At 58.4% G+C, this 15004-nt stretch carries 21 protein-coding genes; 9 read left to right on the top strand and 12 right to left on the bottom strand.

Features of this window, described 5'->3' with window-relative positions:
• Nucleotides 1-44: 44 nt before the first annotated feature.
• A complete protein-coding gene (locus BM152_RS06635; protein ID WP_066599739.1) occupies nt 45-851 on the bottom strand; it encodes an ABC transporter permease in 807 nt (268 codons plus the stop codon).
• 219 nt (nt 852-1070) lie between these two features.
• Here BM152_RS06635 and BM152_RS06640 point away from each other — a divergent pair, with 219 nt between their 5' ends.
• Both BM152_RS06640 and BM152_RS06645 read left to right on the top strand, forming a co-directional pair.
• Entirely contained in the window at nt 1071-1652 is a 582-nt protein-coding gene (locus tag BM152_RS06640; protein WP_066599511.1) for a GcrA family cell cycle regulator, read from the top strand.
• Nucleotides 1653-1905: 253 nt separating this feature from the next.
• Nucleotides 1906-2478, top strand: coding sequence for a YceI family protein (locus tag BM152_RS06645; protein WP_066599517.1), 573 nt, complete (start codon nt 1906-1908; stop codon nt 2476-2478).
• 71 nt (nt 2479-2549) lie between these two features.
• On the opposite strand, the gene BM152_RS06650 is transcribed toward BM152_RS06645, so the two are convergent.
• Nucleotides 2550-3740 (bottom strand): cytochrome b/b6 domain-containing protein, encoded by a 1191-nt coding sequence (locus tag BM152_RS06650; RefSeq protein ID WP_066599519.1) that lies wholly within the window; start codon nt 3738-3740, stop codon nt 2550-2552.
• 139 nt (nt 3741-3879) lie between these two features.
• Between BM152_RS06650 and rimO the strand changes: the two genes are divergently transcribed.
• The gene (gene rimO, locus BM152_RS06655; protein ID WP_066599524.1) at nt 3880-5289 is read left to right on the top strand and encodes a 30S ribosomal protein S12 methylthiotransferase RimO; all 1410 of its coding nucleotides are present in this window, start codon (nt 3880-3882) and stop codon (nt 5287-5289) included.
• Between the two features lie 51 nt (nt 5290-5340).
• Here rimO and BM152_RS06660 read toward each other — a convergent pair whose 3' ends face one another.
• Nucleotides 5341-5805 carry a hypothetical protein gene (locus tag BM152_RS06660; RefSeq protein WP_139222478.1) on the bottom strand — a complete coding sequence of 155 codons (465 nt, stop codon included), beginning with the start codon at nt 5803-5805 and terminating at the stop codon, nt 5341-5343.
• The gene (locus BM152_RS06665) at nt 5798-6046 is read right to left on the bottom strand and encodes a hypothetical protein (RefSeq protein WP_066599530.1); all 249 of its coding nucleotides are present in this window, start codon (nt 6044-6046) and stop codon (nt 5798-5800) included. The genes BM152_RS06660 and BM152_RS06665 overlap by 8 nt, the downstream gene beginning before the upstream one ends.
• A gap of 156 nt (nt 6047-6202) precedes the next feature.
• Here BM152_RS06665 and BM152_RS06670 point away from each other — a divergent pair, with 156 nt between their 5' ends.
• Nucleotides 6203-6595, top strand: coding sequence for a rhodanese-like domain-containing protein (locus BM152_RS06670; protein ID WP_066599535.1), 393 nt, complete (start codon nt 6203-6205; stop codon nt 6593-6595).
• A gap of 9 nt (nt 6596-6604) precedes the next feature.
• Entirely contained in the window at nt 6605-6994 is a 390-nt protein-coding gene (locus BM152_RS06675) for a thiol-disulfide oxidoreductase DCC family protein (RefSeq protein ID WP_066599537.1), read from the top strand.
• Here the strand turns inward: BM152_RS06675 and BM152_RS06680 are convergent.
• From BM152_RS06680 to BM152_RS06695, 4 genes are all read right to left on the bottom strand, one after another.
• Nucleotides 6991-7341, bottom strand: a complete 351-nt coding sequence (locus tag BM152_RS06680) for a YigZ family protein (RefSeq protein ID WP_066599539.1) — start codon at nt 7339-7341, stop codon at nt 6991-6993. The two genes, BM152_RS06675 and BM152_RS06680, sit on opposite strands and share 4 nt — an antisense overlap.
• Before the next feature lie 115 nt (nt 7342-7456).
• Nucleotides 7457-7735 carry a DUF6455 family protein gene (locus tag BM152_RS06685; RefSeq protein ID WP_066599542.1) on the bottom strand — a complete coding sequence of 93 codons (279 nt, stop codon included), beginning with the start codon at nt 7733-7735 and terminating at the stop codon, nt 7457-7459.
• Nucleotides 7736-7789: 54 nt separating this feature from the next.
• Complete coding sequence (locus BM152_RS06690; protein WP_066599548.1) at nt 7790-8059, bottom strand: DUF6455 family protein; 270 nt, start codon at nt 8057-8059, stop codon at nt 7790-7792.
• A 165-nt stretch (nt 8060-8224) separates the two neighbouring features.
• A complete protein-coding gene (locus tag BM152_RS06695; protein WP_066599551.1) occupies nt 8225-9256 on the bottom strand; it encodes a Hint domain-containing protein in 1032 nt (343 codons plus the stop codon).
• A 364-nt stretch (nt 9257-9620) separates the two neighbouring features.
• Here BM152_RS06695 and BM152_RS06700 point away from each other — a divergent pair, with 364 nt between their 5' ends.
• Nucleotides 9621-9860, top strand: a complete 240-nt coding sequence (locus BM152_RS06700; RefSeq protein WP_066599554.1) for a hypothetical protein — start codon at nt 9621-9623, stop codon at nt 9858-9860.
• Between the two features lie 30 nt (nt 9861-9890).
• Here BM152_RS06700 and BM152_RS06705 read toward each other — a convergent pair whose 3' ends face one another.
• Nucleotides 9891-10160 (bottom strand): DUF167 domain-containing protein, encoded by a 270-nt coding sequence (locus BM152_RS06705; RefSeq protein WP_066599556.1) that lies wholly within the window; start codon nt 10158-10160, stop codon nt 9891-9893.
• A gap of 81 nt (nt 10161-10241) precedes the next feature.
• Between BM152_RS06705 and BM152_RS06710 the strand changes: the two genes are divergently transcribed.
• A complete protein-coding gene (locus BM152_RS06710) occupies nt 10242-10820 on the top strand; it encodes a nitroreductase family protein (RefSeq protein WP_066599560.1) in 579 nt (192 codons plus the stop codon).
• On the top strand, nt 10805-11527 hold the full coding sequence (locus BM152_RS06715; RefSeq protein WP_231730466.1) for an EI24 domain-containing protein: 723 nt from the start codon (nt 10805-10807) through the stop codon (nt 11525-11527). The genes BM152_RS06710 and BM152_RS06715 overlap by 16 nt, the downstream gene beginning before the upstream one ends.
• A gap of 18 nt (nt 11528-11545) precedes the next feature.
• Here the strand turns inward: BM152_RS06715 and BM152_RS06720 are convergent, their stop codons facing one another.
• Together BM152_RS06720 and mce are read right to left on the bottom strand one after the other, a co-directional pair.
• Complete coding sequence (locus BM152_RS06720) at nt 11546-11827, bottom strand: DUF1467 family protein (RefSeq protein ID WP_066599563.1); 282 nt, start codon at nt 11825-11827, stop codon at nt 11546-11548.
• 1 nt (nt 11828) lies between these two features.
• The gene (gene mce / locus BM152_RS06725; protein WP_066599566.1) at nt 11829-12233 is read right to left on the bottom strand and encodes a methylmalonyl-CoA epimerase; all 405 of its coding nucleotides are present in this window, start codon (nt 12231-12233) and stop codon (nt 11829-11831) included.
• A 165-nt stretch (nt 12234-12398) separates the two neighbouring features.
• Between mce and BM152_RS06730 the strand changes: the two genes are divergently transcribed.
• Nucleotides 12399-13118 carry a response regulator gene (locus BM152_RS06730; RefSeq protein WP_066599569.1) on the top strand — a complete coding sequence of 240 codons (720 nt, stop codon included), beginning with the start codon at nt 12399-12401 and terminating at the stop codon, nt 13116-13118.
• 83 nt (nt 13119-13201) lie between these two features.
• On the opposite strand, the gene aspS is transcribed toward BM152_RS06730, so the two are convergent.
• A complete protein-coding gene (gene aspS, locus BM152_RS06735) occupies nt 13202-14995 on the bottom strand; it encodes an aspartate--tRNA ligase (protein ID WP_066599571.1) in 1794 nt (597 codons plus the stop codon).
• Between the last annotated feature and the right edge of the window lie 9 nt (nt 14996-15004).

The following is a 15004-nucleotide window of genomic DNA, read 5'->3' on the forward strand; positions in this document are numbered from 1 at the left end:
GGTTATATCGATGAAATCAGGCAAAAATTTGGCCGGCCTGCGCCTCAGGTCTTCAGCTTCGTGCCGCGTTTGAAGAACACCCAGTCGACGAAAACCACGGCCGACGTTACAGCCCCCATCACCACAAGGCCCAACCAGGGCGAACTGTCCGAGGTTCCGATAACCCCGTAGCGCACACCGTCGATCAGGTAGAACACGGGGTTCATATGCGTCAGCACCTTGAACCACTGCGGCAGGGTCTCGACGGAATAGAATGTCCCCGACAGAAAGGACAACGGCGTGATGATGAAATTCGTAATCGCGGCCATATGGTCGAATTTCTGGCTGACGATACCGGCCAGAACCCCAAGACCACCGATGAAAAGCGCGCCCAGAAGCACAAAGGCAATCGCGAAAAGCGGGTGATGCAGCGGCAAGCCGACGAACACCGCCATCACGGTCCAAATCGCCACAGCCACAACCATCCCGCGCGCGACACCGCCTGCAAGATAGCCGATCACAAGCTCTGCGGGCGACAAGGGCGGCATCAGCGTATCGACGATATTGCCCTGCACTTTCGAGATCATGATCGACGAAGATGTATTGGCAAAAGCGTTCTGGATCACCGTCATGGTCAGGATGCCCGGTGCCAGAAAATGCACAAAAGGCACCCCCATGATGTCACCGCGCGAGGGGCCGATGGCCAGCGTGAAAATCGTCAGGAACAGACCCGCCGTCACCAGAGGCGCCAGAAGAGTCTGGGTCCACACGGTCAGGAACCGGTAGATTTCACGCATCACGAGAGTGTATAGCCCGAGCCAGTTGACGCGACCGAAGCGCCGCACTCCGGGCCGGTTTTCGTATTGAGCCATTTTCATCCCCTCTTCGCCTTGCTATAAAGGCTTCTGCTTCTTGTGGGAGAACTTCTCTGTTTTCCCGCACCACCGCTTGTAACCGCAAGCGTAGTGCTTAAAATAGGGGCTAGAGGAAATTCTCAAGTATGCCTTGGCAAAACAGGCCGCAAACGGCCTGTGCGAGGGTGATCATGGTCCGGGGCCAGCCCGGATCTGCAGACAACCGAAGGAAACACGATGTCCTGGACCGATGAGCGCGTCGAACTGTTGAAGAAAATGTGGGGCGAAGGTCAATCCGCCTCGCAAATCGCCAAAGAACTTGGCGGCGTGACGCGCAATGCGGTGATCGGCAAGGTCCACCGTCTGGGCCTGTCGAACCGTGCGGGGTCCGGCGGAGCCGCCAAACCGGCTGCACAGCCGAAGGCCAAACCGGCGCCGAAACCCAAGGTCGAGGCCAAGCCCAAACCCGCAGCCCAGCCTGCTCCGAAGCCCGCCGAGGCCTCGGTCCCGACGGCTCCCCGCCCGATGAGCCCTGCGCGTCGCGCAATCATTCCGGCCGGTCAGCCGCTGCCGCCACAGCCGTCGCTCAATGAAATCCCCGCCGAAGCACTGGCGAAGGTGAGCGAAGTCGAGAAAAAGGCGAAGAAACTGTCCGTGATGGAACTCACCGAGAAGACCTGCAAATGGCCTGTCGGGGACCCTGCGACCGATGACTTCTGGTTCTGCGGTCTGCCCTCACAACCGGGCAAACCCTATTGCGAGGCCCATGTCGGCGTCGCCTTTCAGCCGATGTCGTCCCGCCGCGACCGCCGCCGCTAAGGCGCGACAACCGCATCACAGCATTGACAAACGCCGCCCCTCACAAACTGACGGGCGGCTTTTTCTGTCCCAAAAGGACACAGGCATAGGCAAGCGCAGCACGGACAGGTTAGCGCACAGTTCCGGCGGATTTCCGCAAGGCCCTGTTTGCCCACGCACAGAATCTGTTTAACCTTGTAGACTATGCCCACCTGCCAGCAGTCGCTAGCCTCACCCCATCTTCAACATCCATGCCAAAGAAGGCTTTGACATCATGAAACATCTTCTGCTCTCCACTGCTCTCGTTCTGGGGGCAACCGCTGCAAGTGCCGAGCCCGTCAAATATGTGCTGGACCCGTCCCACAGCCAGATCGTGTTCAACTATGAGCACCTCGGCTATTCAACCACCACCGGCATGTTCTCCGGTTTTGACGGCACAATCATGTTCGACGAGGCCGCCCCGGAGAACTCGTCTGTCGAGGTCTCCTTCCCGACCGACAGCCTCTACACAGGCTGGGCCGAGCGTACCGCGCATTTCCTTAGCGAGGATTTCTTTGGCGCGGAAGAAAACCCGACAATCTCGTTCAAATCCACCGGCATCAAAGTGACCGATGATGACGAAGGCGAAATCACTGGCGATCTGACCATCAACGGCATCACCAAACCCGTCGTGATCGAAGCCGAACTGACCCAGAAGGGCGACCATCCGATGATGAATAAGCCTTGGGTGGGCTTTGACGGCGAATTGTCGGTGTTGCGCTCCGACTTCGACATGGGGCAATTCGCACCTTATGTCTCCGATGAAGTCGAAATCGAGATCTCCATCGAGGCCACCGTGGCCGAATAAGACCTGCACAAATCAAACAAAAGGGCCGCCGGATTATCGCCGGTGGCCTTTATTTTTGACAATTTGCGATATTACTGGCGGATCGCAGTCAGGTTGGTTTCAACCTTCACCGCAAAGCCTACGGTGCTTTCATCCTCATACCCTGCGCCCATGCCGAAATCCCGACGGTCCAGAACAGTCGTGCCCGTCATCCGTGCGGCCTCCCCCTCTATCTCCAGATCAAAGGCGAGGGTCACCGGCACCTCTTGTCCCACCAGCGTAAGCATCCCCACCGCCTCATGCGCAGCGTCATCAACGCGCGAAATCTCGCCCTCGAACTGCGCCGTGCTGAAATTCTCCGTGTCGAAGAACTCCGGCCCCTTGGCCTGATCCGTTACAGCGCCCAGCGTCAAGGAAGTTGTGTCGATCGTCACCGTCACCTCGCCAGTCCCGCTCTCCTCATCATAGGCGATGGCCGCTGACCAGTTGTCAAAACGCCCTTCAACCGCCGCGCCCATCTGCTGCACGGAAATCGTCAGACTGCCATCCTCCACACGCCAGACAGGCAGATCAGAGGCAAGCTGCGCCTGTTCAACTGGCGCTGCGGCCCCCTCAGCCCTCTCGGGGACAGGGGCAACAAAAGGCACCGCCACGACAGCGGCCCAGATCATCAATCCGGCCAAAGCAGGCCACAAGGCGACATGTCCCGCGTCCGGACTGCCCGCTTCTACGCCTTTGAGCATCCGCGCCAGCACACCATCCTTTTCGATCACCGCGTGCTTCAGCGCCCCCGCCACATGCAGCGCAACCGCGACATAAATCACCCGAGCCGCAAGGCCATGCACTGCTCCGGCCATATACGCCACGCCCTCCGACTTCGGTACAAAGGGCAGCCCCTGCCCGAACGGCCAGAGGATCGGCGCGAACCCGCTTTCCGCCGCATGCATCACCCAGCCCGACAGGGGCATGACGAGAATCGCGCCGTAGAGCATCCAGTGGATCATCTCGGCCAGAAAGGTCTCCGCCTTGCGCTCCGGATGAACCGGCTCCGGCTTCGGCTGGCTCACCGCCCAAACCACCCGCAGCACCGCAAGCGCGAACACAGTGACGCCGATGGTTTTGTGAACGGAATATAGCGTTTGCAACCACCCCGCCGTGTCGGCGGTGCGAGCGGTGTTTTCCCCGACCAGCCCCAATGCGATGTTAAAGAGAATCAAAACCGCGACGGACCAGTGGAAAAAGCGCGCGACGGCGCCATAGCGGGTGGCTGTGTTGTTGAGCATGGGGCAACCTGATTTGTGCAATAATCTTCTGTAGCTTACCCGAATTTCACGCATTCCGTATCGCAAAGCCACGCACAGAGACTGTGCAGCCACACGAAAGCGTCTTTTCCGAACCCGTCTTTCGGAGTATATCGCGCCAATGAGCCAGAACCCGCCAAACCTCCGCCCCGACCTCGCGCCCCAGCCGGTTTTCAACGCCAATCCCCGCAGCGACCAGCCGACCATCGGCATGGTGTCGCTCGGATGCCCAAAAGCCTTGGTGGATAGTGAACGCATCCTGACGCGCCTACGCGCCGAGGGCTACCAGATCAGCGCCGATTACGCGGGCGCGGATGCGGTGGTGGTGAACACCTGCGGCTTTCTGGACTCAGCCAAGGCCGAAAGCCTTGAGGCCATTGGCGAAGCCTTGCAGGAAAACGGCAAGGTGATCGTCACCGGATGTCTGGGCGCGGAGCCGGATTACATCACCGGCGTCCACCCCAAGGTTCTGGCCGTCACCGGACCGCATCAATATGAACAAGTGCTCGACGCCGTGCACGGGGCCGTGCCGCCTGCGCCCGATCCTTTCGTCGACCTCCTACCCGCCTCCGGTGTCAAACTCACGCCGCGCCATTTCAGCTACCTCAAGATTTCCGAGGGCTGCAACCACGCCTGCAAATTCTGCATCATCCCCGACATGCGCGGAAAACTGGCAAGCCGCCCCGCCCATGCGGTGCTGCGCGAGGCCGAGAAACTCGTGCAAGCCGGCGTCAAGGAGTTGCTGGTGATCTCGCAGGACACCTCCGCCTACGGGCTGGACCGGCGCTACTCCACCCACGACTGGAAGGGCGAGGAGATCCGCAGCCATATCACCGATCTGTCGCGCGAACTGGGCCGGCTGGCCCCCGCTGATGATCTCTGGGTGCGGCTGCACTACGTCTACCCCTACCCCCATGTGCGCGACCTCATCCCGCTCATGGCCGACACATCAAACGCGGTGCTGCCCTATCTTGACATCCCGTTCCAGCACGCCCACCCCGCCACGCTCAAACGCATGGCGCGTCCGGCGGCCTCGGCCAAGGTGCTCGACGAAATCAAAGCATGGCGCGACATCTGCCCCGACATCACGCTGCGCTCGACCTTCATTGTCGGCTACCCCGGTGAAACGGAAGAGGAATTCCAGTATCTTCTCGACTGGATGGACGAAGCGCAACTGGATCGCGTCGGCTGCTTCCAATACGAAAACGTGGCCGGCGCGCGCTCGAACGCCCTGCCCGATCACGTCCCCGCTGAACTGAAACAAGAGCGCTGGGACCGGTTCATGGAGAAAGCACAGGCGATTTCCGAAGCCAAACTGGAAGCCAAGGTCGGCACGATTCAGCAGGTGATCGTGGACGACATCGACGAAGACGGGATTGCGACGTGTCGCACCAAGGCCGACGCGCCGGAGATTGACGGGAACCTGTTTATCGACGAGGGGACTGAAGGGCTGTCCGTTGGGGATTTGGTGACGGTAGAAGTGGATGAGGCTGGGGAGTATGATTTGTGGGGAGGCTTGACGAAAGCCTAATTCTACAGATTACTTCCAGGAGCCAACACCAGAAACAAACATGCTAGCCAGCTATTTATCCGCCTCCGGTTTCTCGCCATTTTGTTTGCGAGAAACCAAATGGCTGACTGCGTCAATTAGGCGTGAGAAGCCAACACTTCCGCCTTGTGTGACTGCATAAAACAGAGCCAAACCGACAATAACCCAAAATCCTGTTCCCTTGAAAACCGCTAGGCCAAGTATGCCCAACACTGCGATGGCGGCAACAACAGACAAGCCCACGCCAGCATATGCCTGAAACCTACCGAATTTAAAGCGAGACTCTCGCTCTTCTTTTGCATGCTCTTCGGACGCTTCGTTCATACGCTTCACGAAACCAGGATCATGCTTTTCAATTTCAGCAATGAGCAAATCAGGCCGGTCAGTATAATTACTGACCAGTGCCAAAAACGTTTGCCTTAGAGAAGGGTCTTCAAGAGCCTCATTAAGAGGAGGGAGAACTTCTCCCTCTTGGCCCTCTGATGCATCGTCATTCAACGTCATCCATCCTATCTGCGGAGCTAGGCAACATCTTTACTAACGCACGATGCAAACGAAATGGAATCTCCTGAAACTCTATGGCGCGCGTATCGATACTCAATCGCTCCCACACATTTTCAACTTCAAGCGGGTCAACTGTGACAACGGCATGGAACATCGGCTTAAACGCAGAACTCCGCCTCCACGAATGATGGGAGGCACGAATCTTGTGCGAAGCCTGTTTGGTAGCAATAGACATGTGTGTTCTCCTGTTCGCATTCATTTGACACAGCTCTGGACATTTTGTCCACACGTTTCAAATCAGCAGAGCTTACCGACTGCTGCATAAGTGATATGAAAATTACCATGGAAAGTTTAAAGTAGACTTAACCAAGAGGTGAACAAGTGTGAAGCCATGCTCAAAAATTACAAAGACCTGCTCGCCGCGGCCCATGAGGTGATCGAGACGATCCCGACAGAGAACGCCATTGCCCTGCTCCAAGACGACAGCGTCCGCTTTGTCGATCTCAGGGACCGGCGCGAGTTGGAGCGGGAGGGGCGGATTCCCGGTGCGTTCCACTGTCCGCGCGGGATGCTGGAGTTCTGGATTGATCCGGAAAGCCCGTATTACAAGCCCGTGTTCGGCGAAGACAAGAAATTCGTGTTCTATTGCGCCTCGGCGTGGCGGTCGGCTCTGGCGACCCAGACCTGTGTGCAGATGGGCTTTGAATCAGTGGCCCATGTGGCGGGCGGGTTTACCGCGTGGAAAATGCACGGCGGCCCTGTCGAAGAGGTAGAATCGCACTAACTCTGTGTCATGAATGACGCAAACCCCGAACCAAACACCAAAGTTCTCTACAACGACCAATGTCCGGTGTGTTCCTACGAGATCACCCATTACAAAGGCTATTCAGAACGCTGCGATTTGCCGATCCGGTTTGACGATCTGAACACGGAAGCGGCGCACTGGGGAATGGATGCGGATGTGGCCGCGCAAAGGCTTTATGTCGAAAAGGATGGACAACTTTTGTCGGGCATGCCGGCGTTTCGGGCGCTTTGGACCGAGATGCCGCGCTATCGTTTGTTGGCGCGTGTGACGGGATGGCCTCTGGTGCGGCCTTTGTCGGAGCTTGCCTATGACCGCGTACTGGCGCCGCTCATCTATCGCTGGCACAAACGACGGCAGGCCCGAGGCGTCAGCGCTTAGCAACGCTCCAGATAATAGCGCACCGCGTCCTGCACATGGCGGAAGCGGTCGCCGCCCAAGTGTTTGCCCCCATACCAGCGTGTCACCACGACGATCTGGCCGGTCACAGAGGCGCGCTCCAGCATGCGCAAGATCACCATCCCCGCGCCGCTTTCGCCATCATCATTCTTGAGCGGCATCCCGTCAGGCAGAAGAACGCCCCATGTGTTGTGGGTGGCTTTGGCGAATTTCTTCTTGCGGCAAAGCTCTTTGAGAAAGGCTTTCGCCTCCGCCTCCGAGCCACAAGGCCCGCCGGAGACCGCATATTTCGAACCGCGGTCGGATATGATGCCGTCATAAATCTGCATGGGCCGTGTATAGACCCAAAGCAGGGCGCGGAAAAATCGAAAACTCAGGCATCAAGACAGGGCTGGCGCGGCTCATCTCTCGCACGCCGCTTTCACAGCTATGCCTGTCGCGGCGTCACTCCGCCACCAACTGGTTTTGCACCGCCCGCACATAGTTGAGTTCTTGCGTATTCAGGCAATAGTCGGGCGTCTGTTCCTGAGGTCCCTGATGGTCGAGCATCCAGAGGATACAGGCGTCATGCTTTGTGCATTCGCCGCAACGGGTCTCCATATCTGCCAGTTCCTGCGGCGAGATTTCACCGGAGGTGGCGGCACGAACCACATCGGCACCGAGCCGTTCCGCCATGCCATGCATCAGGCACGCTGTGCCGGGGCGAGGAAGGGTGTCTGTCATCGTATCGTCCTCCTTGTTGCGAGAGAGCCGGCCCGAGGGCGGCCCTGTCAGGTCTCACTCCGCCGCAAGGCGGGCAAGCTCGTTTCTGTTGCGGCAAAAATCGGGAGCGCTCGGGGCCTTGTCACCCGCCTGCGCCAAGCGGTCGAGAAAGGTGACACAGGCTTCAGGCGCTGTGCAGCCCTGACAGCGGTGAACGCGGTTGCGGACCTCCGTCTCCGACGGGTCTTCGCCGCGTTGTGCGCGTTCCGTCAAATCCACACCCAAAGCATCCGCCATACGCTCAACGAGGCGGGCGTGGGCTTCATAGGTTCCGAACTTCATCATGACAGGCTCCGATCTGCATTCCCATGTCCTGCAAAAAGCAGATCATGGCCGCAGCGGGCGCCTCTTTGATCCTGATCAAATACGCCAACGGGGGCGGTTTTCGGACCCTTCAGCCCCCGCCCCCGCGCAATTTCTTGGCAGTTTGTGCAGTTTTTTCTAAATCTGTCAGGCCGCGTTGCTGAAAAGGGCAGCTTCCCTGCCTCGAATCTCCGCCCGCGCCAGACGGGGCCGCGCCTCATCACCGAACAGTCGCAAATGCGGGAAAATGCGGAAAAGCTCGTCGCGGGTGGCCTGCTCAAGCATGGAGACTGCGGTCGCGCCCGGATAGAAGCTTTCGGACACCAAGCCACAGCTGTCGAGCAACTCGTGCCGGTTGAACATCACATGCACATAGGTCACTTCGGTCATCTCGGTCTTCTGGCGAATGTTCCCGCCATTGACCAACCGGTGCGCAGGGACCAGCGCCTCTTCGAGACCGGCGTAAAGCTCGACAGAATGGCCCGTCACGAGCACACGATGCTGCGGAGAGACACAGACGGGCTGGCTCGGAGCATCCGCCCCCAGAGCACCTTTCTGGATTTCGATCGGAGCAAGATCAGGGGCGCGGGTCAGATCAACGCGGCTTTTCCCGACCCAACGCACGGGCTGCATCCCGTGATCAGCGGTCCAGACCAGATCGCCGGGGCTCAAGTCCTCAACGGCCTGTAGCCCAGACGCCGTGCGCATCATAGTGCCAGCGGCAAAGCATACGGCTTCCTCGTCAACGGCGTCCGCAACGTCAGAAACTTGCAACAGCCCGTCATTGTTCCCTGTATTCTGTGTCGCAACCTCATCATCAACGGTATATACCATGGTACTATCCAAAAGCCCGCCAAGATCAAGGATATACCCGTTCTGAAACAGTACATGCTCATCACCGGCACCCAGATCTTGATATGCATCATGCGCAGGGTTCATATAGTCGGCAACCACGTTCCCATCAGAATTAATGAGCCGCCAGAATTGTCCATTGGTAAAGGTGTCCGAAGCGTTCTGATAAACTTCAAGATAGTAAATATTCTCAGAGGTGCCCAGCGCCTCCACTCCGGAGACGGTCAAAACCGCATCCTCTCCATTGCCCTGCAGAGAGGCACTCGTATAGGTGCCAATCATATCCCCAGATATTGCGTACATGTTTTCGGTGATTTCTACAGCCATCGGACACCCTTCCTACGCTAATCGATCTACAAATTAAGGTTAACCACCGGTTATCTCGCGGTTTTCAACCTAAATGTGTCAAAATAAAGGCAGAGTTTTGTCTGCATCGTGGAGCCACCAAAAACAGCCCGCACAGGCCGCATGACATCGCGTAAACTTTCCCTCTCCAGCGCCCGAAATTCCGTGATTGGAGGGCTAAAGCACAGATTTTCGGCAAATCCACCGCACAACATATCGGTGTTATCCACCTTTTCGAATCAACCTCCGTCCACCATCCTGCACGGTCGCCCTCTCCCTCGCCAGAAAGCATCCGCGCCCGTTTTACCGGCTTTGCTTTTGTCGAAACTGCGCGTAGCATCTCTCTATGTTTACCATAGAACACGAATTCGACGCGACCGTCGTCACCATCGTGGATGAGGGCGAAGCACCTCTTCAGGACGATGTCATCATCTCGGCCTTCGCGGAATGCGTCACGGTCGAGCAACACGACACGCGCACCGACCGCACCCACAAGATCACCTTCTCGCTACAACAGTTGCGCGATCTCGGGGCCGCTCTGGACTTGCCGGAGGGGGCCTACCGGCTCACTGCGCCCGACGACTAGCCATCTACGCCAAGGGCCGTCCTGCCGCGATCAATCCGCGTCCAAGCGAAACACCTTGTCCCGCGATGTCGTCCCGCGCACCAGCGTGAGCGCAGATTTCGGACGCCCCATAGCCTTGGCCAGAAGTTTAATCACATCTTTCGTGGCCTTGCCGCTTTCGGGCACGGTGGTCACATAGACCCGCACCTGCCCGTCTTCCACCACCACGACATTGCGCGAGGCCTTGGGCGTCACCCGCACCGCGAGATGCCCCCCGTCCAGCGCCTGTTCCAGCGCAGCTTTCAATTCCGTCTTGTCCATGCCTCTCTTTACCATGTGAACGGTTGAATTCACCGGCAAAAATGACGACATGAAACAGGAACCGAAGATGAAAGGTCGCACATGCCTGTTCCCAACCCTGCCGCGCTCGAATTTCTCCTCACCCGCCGCTCCCGCCCCGCCAAGACGCTCGCCGCACCTGTGCCGGATCGTCAGGAACTGACAACTTTGCTCACGGCAGCCGCGCGCACGCCCGATCATGGCAAGCTGGAGCCGTGGCGGTTCATCGTGCTGGAGAAAGCGGCGCTGACGCGGTTGTCCGAACGGATCAGACCTTTGGCGGACAAGCTCGGGATCGACGCCGACAAGGTCGAGAAAGCCTATCGCCAATATGCGGATGCCGATCTGGCCGTCGCGGTGGTGTTCTCTCCGAAAGACAGCGAAAAAGTGCCCCATAGAGAACAGCTTTATTCTGCCGGTGCGGTCTGTCTCTCGCTTCTCAATGCGGCCTTGGCGGCGGGCTGGGGGGCAAACTGGCTTTCCGGCTGGGCCTCCCACGACCGGTCCTTCTGTGAAGACGGGCTAGGCCTTGCCCCCCATGAGAGCATCGCGGGTTTCATCCATATCGGCACAGAAACCGTCGCCCCGCCGGAGCGCCCGCGCCCCAACCTTGAGCAGATCGTCGAATGGGTGTCCGAATAATGTTCGGAGATTTTTCCAAGGCGCTGGTGCAACTGAGTGACAAGCGGTTCCAATCCGTCCTTCTCAAAGGCCTCGGCCTGACCATCGCGCTTTTGGTCGCAATCTATCTCGCCTTTGTCTGGATCATCGGGGCCTTTGTCCCCGACACCTTCTCTCTGCCGTTTATCGGTCAGGTCACATGGATCGATAACGCGCTTTCCATCGGCTCTTTCTTCCTGATGATCGGGTTGTCGGTCTTCCTGATGGTGCCGGTCGCCTCCGCCTTTACGGGGATTTTCCTCGAAGAGGTGTCCGAAGCTGTCGAAGACCGCCATTACCCCGGCCTGCCCGAAGTCCCGCGCCAGAGCATCGTTGATATAGTGGTGGACTCGCTGAGTTTTCTCGGCGTGATCATCGTCGCCAACGTGATCGCTCTGGTGCTGTATCTGGTGCTCAACGTCGCCGCGCCGCTGATTTTCTGGGCCTTGAACGGCTTTCTTCTGGGCCGCGAATATTTCCAGATGGTCGCCATGCGTCGCCTTGGCCGCGAGGAGGCAAAAGCCGCCCGCAAACGTCACATGCCGGAAATCTGGCTGGCGGGAGCACTTATGGCTATTCCGCTCACCATCCCCGTGGTGAACCTGTTGATCCCCGTGCTGGGCGCGGCCACATTCACCCATATGTTTATGCGGCTGGAAGGCGACAAACTTCGCCAGCCCGCGCTATGACCCCTTATCGGCGGCGCGTTAGCTGTCCGCCACAGAGGGCAACTTCGCCGTCCAGTCGAGATCGTGCCATGTGATCCAGCCCGAGGAAATGATCGCCACCAGAATGCCCCAGATCACAGTTGCGGCCACGGTGACATAGAGCGCCTTGCGCCTCGGGTTATAATTCGCGGGCGCCCCGTCATGGGTGCCCTCGACTTTTTCGCCCATATCGCCTTGGGTTTTTAACCCGATAGGCAGGGCGATGAACATGGTCATGAACCATGTCACCGCATAGAGCACGATGGCTGAGGTGATGGCCATCTCAGACCTGTTCCAGCTCGATCAGACAACCGTTGAAATCCTTCGGATGCAGGAACAGCACCGGCTTGCCGTGAGCGCCGATTTTGGGCTCTCCCGTGCCAAGCACCCGTGCGCCTTCAGCCTTGAGCTTGTCGCGTGCAGCCAGAATGTCGTCCACCTCGTAGCAGAGGTGATGAATGCCGCCTGCCGGATTTTTGTCGAGAAAGCCCTGAATCGGGGAATTCTCTCCCAGCGGATAGAGAAGCTCGATCTTGGTGTTCGGCAGTTCAATGAACACCACCGTCACGCCATGATCCGGCTCGTCCTGCGGCGGGTTCACTTTCGCGCCCAGCGTATTGGCATATTGCGCGCTGGCGGCTTCGAGGTCCGGCACTGCAATGGCGACATGGTTCAGGCGACCGATCATAATTCTCTTCCTCCATGAAAATCTCCCTGCTTATCGCCCGAGACGCGAAGGCTCGCAAGAGAGCTGGGACAAGTTAACGCTCACACGGAAGCAAGGCACGCCGGGTTAACGAGTCCTTCACCACTTATGCGCTTTACTGTGAATCGCACTGGATGGAGTTTACGAATGACCGATAGTCTCGAAGCCCTTTTGACACCTAAATCCCCGACGCCGGAACGCCCGTTGCTTGGTCTGACTGTTCTGGTGGTTGAGGATAGCCGTTTTGCCTCCGAAGCCATGCGCCTGCTCTGTTTGCGCTCCGGCGCACGCATCCGCCGTGCTGACAGTCTCCACGCGGCCCGAAAGCACCTGCGGGTCTATCGGCCCAATGTGGTGATCGTCGATCTGGGGCTACCTGACGGGTCAGGTTCGGAGTTGATTGGCGAACTCGCGGCGGCGCGACCTCGTGTCGAGGTGGTTCTGGGCATGTCCGGCGACAGCGGGGCGGAAGAGCTCTCCATCGCCGCAGGCGCAGACGGGTTTATCGAGAAACCGATTTCCTCTTTGGCCGCGTTCCAGCATCGCGTCATGTCCTGCCTGCCCGACGGAGCCTGCCCACAAGGGCTGCGTGTGGTCAATGACGATATGGTCAACCCCGACCCCATCGCGCTGCAGGATGATTTCGTTCATATTGCCGACCTACTGAGCACCGAGCGCGGCGACGGTATTCTCGATTATATCGCGCAGTTTCTCGCCGGTGTGGCCCGCACGGCGGGAGATTCCGAAATGGAAACCGCGGCCAACGATCTGGCAGACCATCGACAACAAGGTCTCCCCTATGAAGCCAATGTCGCCCATATTGCGGGGCTGGTGCAGGCACGGATCGAGCCACACAAAGTCGTCTGACATGCGCGCTCCGGTCAACGTCCGAGCATACAAAAAGGCGCAGGGTCTCCCCCGCGCCTTTTGGAAAGCTGTGATGAAAGGCCTTAGTCTTCCTGAGGAATAACCCGCAGGTTCAATTCCCGAAGCTGCTCGTTGGTCGGTTCCGAAGGCGCACCCATCATCAGGTCTTCGGCACGCTGGTTCATCGGGAAGAGCATCACTTCGCGGATGTTGTCCTGATCGGCGAGGATCATCACCGCGCGGTCGATCCCCAAGGCGCAACCACCGTGCGGCGGGGCACCGTATTGGAACGCGTTGACCATACCGCCAAAGCGTTTCTCGACCTCGTCCTTGCCATAGCCCGCCAGTTCAAAGGCTTTGAACATGATCTCCGGCTGGTGGTTCCGGATCGCGCCGGAGACAAGCTCGTAACCGTTACAGGCCAGATCATACTGCCAGCCAAGCACCTTGAGCGGATCGCCTTCCAGCGCGTCCATCCCGCCTTGCGGCATGGAGAACGGGTTGTGCTCAAAGTCGATCTCGCCGGTCTCTTCGTCCTGTTCGTAGATCGGGAAATCCACGATCCATGCGAACATGAACTTGTCGCGCCAGTTCTCATCTTCCGGCGCTTTCGGGGTTTCTTCCCAGATCACGGTGCGGGCCTTGCCAGCCACACGTTCGAAGGACTTCGGCTTGCCACCAAGGAAGAAGGCCGCATCACCGACCTCCAGACCGAGCTGCTGACGGATCGCTTCCGTGCGCTCCGGCCCGATGTTCTTGGCCAGAGGTCCGGCGGCTTCCATGCCGTTGCCCTGATCGCGCCAGAAGATGTAACCCATCCCCGGCAGACCCTCTTGTTGGGCGAACTTGTTCATCCGGTCACAGAATTTGCGCGAACCGCCTTTGGGCGCAGGAATGGCACGGATTTCGTTGCCCTCTTGCTCTAGAAGCTTGGCAAAGATCGCAAAGCCCGACCCGCGGAAATGCTCGGACACGTCCTGCATCTTGATCGGGTTTCTGAGGTCCGGCTTGTCGGTGCCATACCAGAGCGCAGCATCCTTATAGGAGATTTGCGGCCAGTCGCGGTTGGACTTGCGACCCTTGCCGAACCTGTCGAACATATCCGCAATCACCGGCTCCATCACATCAAAGATGTCCTGCTGGGTGACAAAGGACATTTCCATGTCGAGCTGGTAAAAATCCGTCGGACTACGGTCGGCACGCGGGTCTTCGTCGCGGAAACAGGGCGCAACCTGAAAATATTTATCAAAGCCCGAAACCATCAACAGCTGTTTGAACTGCTGCGGCGCTTGCGGCAGGGCGTAGAACTTGCCCGGATGCAAACGCGAGGGCACCAGAAAGTCGCGCGCGCCTTCAGGGCTGGATGCGGTGATGATCGGCGTCTGGAATTCGTTGAAGCCACGGTCCCACATGCGCTGGCGCAAGTCCTGCACGACCTGGGAACGCATCACCATGTTCTTCTGCATCTGATCGCGACGCAGATCGAGGTAACGGTATTTCAGACGGGTTTCTTCCGGATATTCCTGATCGCCAAAAACCATGAGCGGCAATTCGGCAGCCGCCCCAAGTACTTCGAGATCACGCACAAAGACTTCGATCTCGCCCGTGGGCAGTTTCGGGTTCACCAGTTCCGGATCCCGTGCCTTTACGGTCCCGTCAATACGGATACACCACTCGGCGCGCACCTTTTCCATCTCGGAAAACACAGGGCTATCCGGATCGCACAGCACTTGGGTCATGCCATAGTGATCGCGCAGATCGACGAAAAGAATGCCGCCGTGGTCGCGGATGCGGTGCACCCAGCCGGAAAGGCGAACAGTGTCGCCAACATTGGATTGGTTCAGTTCGGCGCAGGTATGGCTGCGGTAGACATGCATGATCGGGTC

The sequence above is a fragment of the Celeribacter halophilus genome, from assembly GCF_900114135.1.
In the GTDB taxonomy this organism is placed as follows: domain Bacteria; phylum Pseudomonadota; class Alphaproteobacteria; order Rhodobacterales; family Rhodobacteraceae; genus Celeribacter; species Celeribacter halophilus.

Bases quoted from the DNA above. Each gene is read 5' to 3' on its own strand.
- aspS (WP_066599571.1), bottom strand. From the start codon at position 14,995: ATGCATGTCTACCGCAGCCATACCTGCGCCGAACTGAACCAATCCAAT.
- BM152_RS06635 (WP_066599739.1), bottom strand. From the start codon at position 851: ATGGCTCAATACGAAAACCGGCCCGGAGTGCGGCGCTTCGGTCGCGTC.
- BM152_RS06730 (WP_066599569.1), top strand. From the start codon at position 12,399: ATGACCGATAGTCTCGAAGCCCTTTTGACACCTAAATCCCCGACGCCG.
- BM152_RS06675 (WP_066599537.1), top strand. From the start codon at position 6,605: ATGAATGACGCAAACCCCGAACCAAACACCAAAGTTCTCTACAACGAC.
- BM152_RS06665 (WP_066599530.1), bottom strand. From the start codon at position 6,046: ATGTCTATTGCTACCAAACAGGCTTCGCACAAGATTCGTGCCTCCCAT.
- BM152_RS06690 (WP_066599548.1), bottom strand. From the start codon at position 8,059: ATGATGAAGTTCGGAACCTATGAAGCCCACGCCCGCCTCGTTGAGCGT.
- BM152_RS06700 (WP_066599554.1), top strand. From the start codon at position 9,621: ATGTTTACCATAGAACACGAATTCGACGCGACCGTCGTCACCATCGTG.
- BM152_RS06680 (WP_066599539.1), bottom strand. From the start codon at position 7,341: ATGCAGATTTATGACGGCATCATATCCGACCGCGGTTCGAAATATGCG.
- BM152_RS06670 (WP_066599535.1), top strand. From the start codon at position 6,203: ATGCTCAAAAATTACAAAGACCTGCTCGCCGCGGCCCATGAGGTGATC.
- BM152_RS06710 (WP_066599560.1), top strand. From the start codon at position 10,242: ATGCCTGTTCCCAACCCTGCCGCGCTCGAATTTCTCCTCACCCGCCGC.
- BM152_RS06685 (WP_066599542.1), bottom strand. From the start codon at position 7,735: ATGACAGACACCCTTCCTCGCCCCGGCACAGCGTGCCTGATGCATGGC.
- BM152_RS06715 (WP_231730466.1), top strand. From the start codon at position 10,805: ATGGGTGTCCGAATAATGTTCGGAGATTTTTCCAAGGCGCTGGTGCAA.
- BM152_RS06695 (WP_066599551.1), bottom strand. From the start codon at position 9,256: ATGGCTGTAGAAATCACCGAAAACATGTACGCAATATCTGGGGATATG.
- BM152_RS06720 (WP_066599563.1), bottom strand. From the start codon at position 11,827: ATGGCCATCACCTCAGCCATCGTGCTCTATGCGGTGACATGGTTCATG.
- BM152_RS06640 (WP_066599511.1), top strand. From the start codon at position 1,071: ATGTCCTGGACCGATGAGCGCGTCGAACTGTTGAAGAAAATGTGGGGC.
- mce (WP_066599566.1), bottom strand. From the start codon at position 12,233: ATGATCGGTCGCCTGAACCATGTCGCCATTGCAGTGCCGGACCTCGAA.
- rimO (WP_066599524.1), top strand. From the start codon at position 3,880: ATGAGCCAGAACCCGCCAAACCTCCGCCCCGACCTCGCGCCCCAGCCG.
- BM152_RS06705 (WP_066599556.1), bottom strand. From the start codon at position 10,160: ATGGACAAGACGGAATTGAAAGCTGCGCTGGAACAGGCGCTGGACGGG.
- BM152_RS06645 (WP_066599517.1), top strand. From the start codon at position 1,906: ATGAAACATCTTCTGCTCTCCACTGCTCTCGTTCTGGGGGCAACCGCT.
- BM152_RS06650 (WP_066599519.1), bottom strand. From the start codon at position 3,740: ATGCTCAACAACACAGCCACCCGCTATGGCGCCGTCGCGCGCTTTTTC.